This is a genomic window from Streptomyces sp. NPDC127068, assembly GCF_042724695.1.
Taxonomy (GTDB): domain Bacteria; phylum Actinomycetota; class Actinomycetes; order Streptomycetales; family Streptomycetaceae; genus Streptomyces.
Map to the genome: position 1 here is coordinate 1 of NZ_JBHXEN010000112.1, position 5,309 is coordinate 5,309.

Below are 5,309 nucleotides of genomic sequence, written 5' to 3' on the forward strand. Positions count from 1 at the left end.
GGCGCTTCCCTTCGGTGTTTCCGACTCTATCAGATCTTTCCGATCCGATTTCCTCGGTGCTTTCCGGGAGAACGCTTTTCGGCGTTTTCCTTTCCAGCGATTCCGACTTTATCAGAAGACTCTGAGTCGGATTTCCCGCCCTGCCCGGAAGGCCCTCGGCACGCATGCGCGCCGGTGCTTCCCTGTCAGGCGGAGCCGTAAACGTACTGGAGCGGAGCGCCTCGATGCAAATCGAGGTGCTCCGCCCCAGGTTGGCGCTCGGTCGGGTCAGACCTCGACCACGACCGGCAGGATCATCGGGCGGCGTCGGTAGTTGTCCGAGACCCACTTGCCGAGGGTGCGGCGGATCAGCTGCTGGAGCTGGTGGGGTTCGACCACGCCGTCCTGCGCCGAGCGCTCCAGGACCTCGATGACCCTGGGGATGACGTCAGCGAACGCCGCGTCCTCGATGCCGGAGCCGCGGGCCTGGACGTGCGGGCCCCCGGTGATCTTTCCGGTGCTGGAGTCCATGACGACGAAGACGGAGATGATGCCCTCGTCGCCGAGGATCTTGCGGTCCTTGAGCGCGGGCTCGCCCACGTCGCCGACCGACAGTCCGTCCACGTAGACGTAGCCGGCCTGGACCTTGCCGACGATCTTCGCCTTGCCGCCGACCAGGTCGACGACGACCCCGTCCTCGGCGATCACGATGCGGTCGTGCGGCACCCCGGTGAGTGCGCCCAGTTCGGCGTTGGCCCGCAGGTGGCGCCACTCGCCGTGGACCGGCATCAGGTTGCGGGGCTTGCAGATGTTGTAGAAGTACAGCAGCTCGCCGGCCGAGGCGTGGCCCGAGACGTGGACCTTGGCGTTGCCCTTGTGGACGACGTTGGCGCCCCAGCGGGTCAGGCCGTTGATCACGCGGTACACCGCGTTCTCGTTGCCCGGGATGAGGGACGACGCGAGGATCACCGTGTCGCCCTGGACGATCCGGATCTGGTGATCGCGGTTGGCCATCCGGGACAGGGCGGCCATCGGCTCGCCCTGGGACCCGGTGCACACCAGGACGATCTCGCTGTCCGGCAGGTCGTCGAGGGTCTTCACGTCCACGACGAGGCCCGGGGGGACCTTGAGGTAGCCGAGGTCACGGGCGATGCCCATGTTGCGGACCATGGAGCGCCCGACGAACGCGACCCGGCGCCCGTACTCGTGCGCGGCGTCCAGGATCTGCTGGATGCGGTGCACATGGCTGGCGAAGCTGGCCACGATGATCCGCTTGCGGGCGCCGGCGAACACCTGGCGCAGGACGTTCGAGATGTCCCGCTCGGGCGGGACGAAGCCCGGCACCTCGGCGTTCGTCGAGTCCGACAGGAGGAGGTCGATGCCCTCTTCGCTGAGTCGGGCGAACGCGTGCAGGTCGGTGAGACGGCCGTCCAGCGGGAGCTGGTCCATCTTGAAGTCACCGGTGTGCACGACCATGCCGGCGGGGGTGCGGATGGCCACGGCCAGCGCGTCCGGGATGGAGTGGTTGACGGCGACGAACTCGCAGTCGAAGGGGCCGATGCGTTCCCGGTTCCCCTCCGCCACCTCCAGGGTGTAGGGGCGGATGCGGTGCTCCTGGAGCTTCGCCTCGATCAGGGCGAGGGTCAGCTTGGAGCCGATCAGCGGAATGTCCGGCTTCTCGCGCAGGAGGAAGGGGACACCGCCGATGTGGTCCTCGTGACCGTGCGTGAGGACGATGCCCTCGATGTCGTCGAGGCGGTCCCTGATGGACGAGAAGTCCGGCAGGATCAGGTCGATTCCGGGCTGCTCCTCCTCGGGGAAGAGCACTCCGCAGTCGACGATCAGCAGGCGTCCGCCGTACTCGAAGACCGTCATGTTGCGGCCGATCTCGCCGAGGCCGCCCAGGGGGGTGACGCGCAGGCCGCCCTTGGGGAGCTTGGGCGGGGCGCCTAGTTCAGGATGCGGATGACTCAAAAGACTCTCCTCACCACGCGCGCCACGTGCCGGTGGCACGTGGCGCGCGTGACGTTCGTGCAAAAGCAGTTGTGGGTAAGCCGGACCGGGTCGGTCCGGCAGCGTACGTATTCAGTTGTGAAGTCTGTGGTGTGAGCCCTACCCCGTGGGGGCTAGAGCTCCACCCCGCCCGCGGCGAGGTCCTTCTTCAGTTGGGTGGTTTCCTCGGCGGTGAGCCCGATCATCGGCAGCCGGAGGGGTCCACCGGGCAGGCCCTGGAGGGCGAGTGCCGCCTTGCTGGTCATGACGCCCTGGGTGCGGAACATCCCGGTGAAGACCGGCAGCAGCCGCTGGTGGATCTCCGTCGCCTTCTGGACGTCACCCGCGGTGTGCGCCTCCACCAGTGCGCGCAGCTCCGGGGTGACGACGTGGCCGACGACCGAAACGAGGCCGATGGCGCCGACGGACATCAGCGGGAGGGTGAGCATGTCGTCACCGGAGTACCAGGCGAGTCCCGAGCGGGCGATGGCCCAGCTCGCGCGGCCGAGGTCGCCCTTGGCGTCCTTGTTGGCCACGATGCGGGGGTGCGCGGAGAGGCGGACCAGCGTCTCGGTGTTGATCGGGACACCGCTGCGGCCGGGGATGTCGTAGAGCATCACGGGCAGGCCGGTGGCGTCGGCGATCGCGGTGAAGTGCTGGTACAGCCCCTCTTGCGGGGGCCTGTTGTAGTACGGGGTGACGGCGAGCAGGCCGTGGGCTCCGGCTCGTTCGGCCGCGCGGGCGAGTTCGATGCTGGAGCGGGTGTCGTTGGTGCCGATGCCCGCGATCACGTGGGCGCGGTCACCGACGGCGTCGAGGACCGCCCGGACCAGGTCGCTTTTCTCCGCCCCGGTGGTGGTGGGGGACTCCCCGGTGGTGCCGCTGACCACCAGGCCGTCGTTGCCGGCGTCCACCAGATGGGCGGCGAGCCGCTGAGCGCCGTCGAGGTCAAGTGCGCCGTCCGCCGCGAAGGGCGTGACCATGGCGGTGAGGACCCGCCCGAAGGGGGTCTGCGGAGTGGAGGTCGGAGCCATGGGTAACACGCTACTCGCTGCTCAGCGCGCGGTCCCCATGCGGGGGACGCGGAGTGTGTGACGAAGGTGGAGCCCGGCACTGCCTGCTCGGGGGTTCAAGCAGTGCCGGGTCCGTTTGATCAGGCTAGATGAACTTCGCGAAATGCTGCAATACGGACACCATCCCGGGCCGTCCCGCACATCTGTGCCCGCGCGCACCACCGGGCGCGTGCGGGGCCCGTACCGGGCGGCGGGTCCACGGACGGCTCCGGTCCCGCGGGGGCGTCGCGGGTGTTACGGCGCCACTCGGCCGTTCGCGTTGAAGGCGGCGTGCGTGAGTGGCATCAGCTGCTCCCAGTGCTGCTCCATCGCCTGGCCCACCATCTCGATCTCGCGCTGCGGGAACGAGGGCACCGCGGCGAGTTCGTGCTGGGTGCGCAGTCCGAGGAAGTGCATCAGGGAGCGGGCGTTGCAGGTGGCGTACATGCTGGAGAACATGCCGACCGGCAGGACGGAGCGGGCCACCTCGCGGGCGACGCCGGCCTCCAGCATCTCCAGGTAGGCGGCGTACGCCTGGCGGTAGGAGTCCTCCATGGCCCGGCCGACCAGTTCCTGCTGGGCCCGGGTGCCCTCCACGAAGACGTACTTCCCGGGGCGTCCCTGCTGGACGAGCTTGCGGGACTCGTCCGGGACGTAGAAGACCGGCTCCAGCTGGCGGTAGCGGCCCGACTCCTCGTTGTACGACCAGCCCACCCGGTGCCGCATGAACTCGCGGAACACGAAGATCGGGGCGCTGATGAAGAACGTCATCGAGTTGTGCTCGAACGGGCTGCCGTGCCGGTCGCGCATCAGGAAGTTGATCAGCCCCTTGGAGCGGGCCGGGTCCTTCTCCAGCTCTTCCAGGGACTGTTCCCCGACGGTCGAGACGCGGGCGGCGAACAGCACGTCGGCGTCGCTCGCCGTGTGCTTCACGAGTTCGACGGTGATGTCGCTGCGGAAGCTCGGCTTCTGGTCGTCGGCGGGGGTGTCGGTCACGGTTCGGGGGGTCCTTCCCATCGCGTCGCTCGGGCGGCGACCACTCTACGTCGCGGGGTGGACGGCACCTGCCCGCAGGAGGGCGGAGCCGCCGGTGGCGCAGGGCGCGGTGACCGCTTCGTTGCCGATTCGTGGCGTAGTTCGATGAACCACGGCGAAGGGCGGTGAACTTCTGCGAAATCGGTGAAACGGGGCACCATTCGGGGCTGTTGTGCGTCTCTAGGGGTGACGGTGTTTCCGTGTGATTCCAGGAGAGGAGCCTCCATGTTCCGCCGGCGCGAGTCCGTTCCCTTCGCCTTCGTCGCCGAGGCAGACAACTTCCGCAGCAACGTCACTCCCCCGCCCCGGGAGCGGGCGTCCGCGGGCGCCCTGGTGGGCCGCAGCCTCATCGGCCTCACGGTCGTCGCGGGGCTCGTGGGGGCCCTGGTGTTCGGCACGCCGGCCCTGACGCCCGACACGTCCCCCTCGCGCACCCAGCAGTCCGAGGCGACGGTCGAGGGGCGCTGAGCGACCCGCCGAGGGCGATGGTCACCGTGAGTGAGGGACGGTGAGCGCACCGAATCGAGTGGTTTCGATTTGCACCGCGTTGACCTGCGATGTCGTCCGGCGGTGACTCGTCCGGCCCCCCGAGGGTGGTCGGCACGGTCACGTATCGATAACCTCACCGGGCACGGACCCGTGCGTTGATCGAGTGAGGACCAGTCGTGCCCCTGCCCTTTCTGACGGCGGACCGCGCCTTCGACGAGGCGTCGGACGATGTCGCGCTGCCGTTCGACGACCGCGACCGTTGGCGTCGCCCCTACCGGCCCGGGCCCTGGCGGGTGGGAGCCGCCGCGCTCCTGCTGCTGTTGGCCTCGTACGTCCTGTTCGCCGCCATGATCATGGCGGTGGCGGGCTCCCTGTCCGCGGCCGGGGTGTGCATGGCGGTGGCGCTGCTCATCATCGGGGCCGCGCTGCGGCTGCTGCGCGTGGGGGCCTGGGTGAGTGCGCGGGGTCTGCGCCGGGTCAGGTTCCTGACGACGGTCACCGTCCCCTGGGGGCGGGTGTCCGCGGTGCGCACGGTGCAGCAGCCGGTGCGCTGGCTGGGGCTGCCGCGCACGGTCCAGGGCCAGGCGCTGGTACTCGTCCGCGGGGCGGACCCCGCGCTGCCGCTCTTGACGACCCACAACGCGGACTTCCTGGCGCGGTCGAGCGCCTTCGACCGGGCCGCGGACGGCATCGAGGTCTGGGCCGACGAGTACGCCGGCTGAACCGTCCGGCCGGTTCGTTCACGACGTGACGGCGGTGCCC

5 protein-coding genes are annotated in these 5,309 nt (G+C 69.4%); 2 read left to right on the forward strand and 3 right to left on the reverse strand.

The features are described 5' to 3' along the window. Positions 1 to 267 precede the first annotated feature (267 nt). The 3 genes from ACFWIA_RS34940 to thyX form a co-directional block, all read right to left on the reverse strand. Positions 268 to 1,953 (reverse strand): ribonuclease J, encoded by a 1,686-nt coding sequence (locus ACFWIA_RS34940; protein ID WP_387011305.1) that lies wholly within the window; start codon positions 1,951 to 1,953, stop codon positions 268 to 270. A 152-nt stretch (positions 1,954 to 2,105) separates the two neighbouring features. Then, on the reverse strand, positions 2,106 to 3,005 hold the full coding sequence (dapA, locus tag ACFWIA_RS34945; RefSeq protein WP_387011306.1) for a 4-hydroxy-tetrahydrodipicolinate synthase: 900 nt from the start codon (positions 3,003 to 3,005) through the stop codon (positions 2,106 to 2,108). A 273-nt stretch (positions 3,006 to 3,278) separates the two neighbouring features. Beyond that, the gene (gene thyX, locus ACFWIA_RS34950) at positions 3,279 to 4,019 is read right to left on the reverse strand and encodes an FAD-dependent thymidylate synthase (protein ID WP_387011307.1); all 741 of its coding nucleotides are present in this window, start codon (positions 4,017 to 4,019) and stop codon (positions 3,279 to 3,281) included. A 264-nt stretch (positions 4,020 to 4,283) separates the two neighbouring features. Between thyX and ACFWIA_RS34955 the strand changes: the two genes are divergently transcribed. Both ACFWIA_RS34955 and ACFWIA_RS34960 read left to right on the forward strand, forming a co-directional pair. Continuing rightward, on the forward strand, positions 4,284 to 4,526 hold the full coding sequence (locus ACFWIA_RS34955) for a hypothetical protein (RefSeq protein WP_387011308.1): 243 nt from the start codon (positions 4,284 to 4,286) through the stop codon (positions 4,524 to 4,526). A gap of 197 nt (positions 4,527 to 4,723) precedes the next feature. Continuing rightward, positions 4,724 to 5,269 carry a hypothetical protein gene (locus ACFWIA_RS34960; protein WP_387011309.1) on the forward strand — a complete coding sequence of 182 codons (546 nt, stop codon included), beginning with the start codon at positions 4,724 to 4,726 and terminating at the stop codon, positions 5,267 to 5,269. Positions 5,270 to 5,309: the final 40 nt, after the last annotated feature.

Excerpts from the sequence above, each read along its gene's own strand:
- dapA (WP_387011306.1), bottom strand. The coding sequence starts at position 3,005 with ATGGCTCCGACCTCCACTCCGCAGACCCCCTTCGGGCGGGTCCTCACC.
- ACFWIA_RS34955 (WP_387011308.1), top strand. The coding sequence starts at position 4,284 with ATGTTCCGCCGGCGCGAGTCCGTTCCCTTCGCCTTCGTCGCCGAGGCA.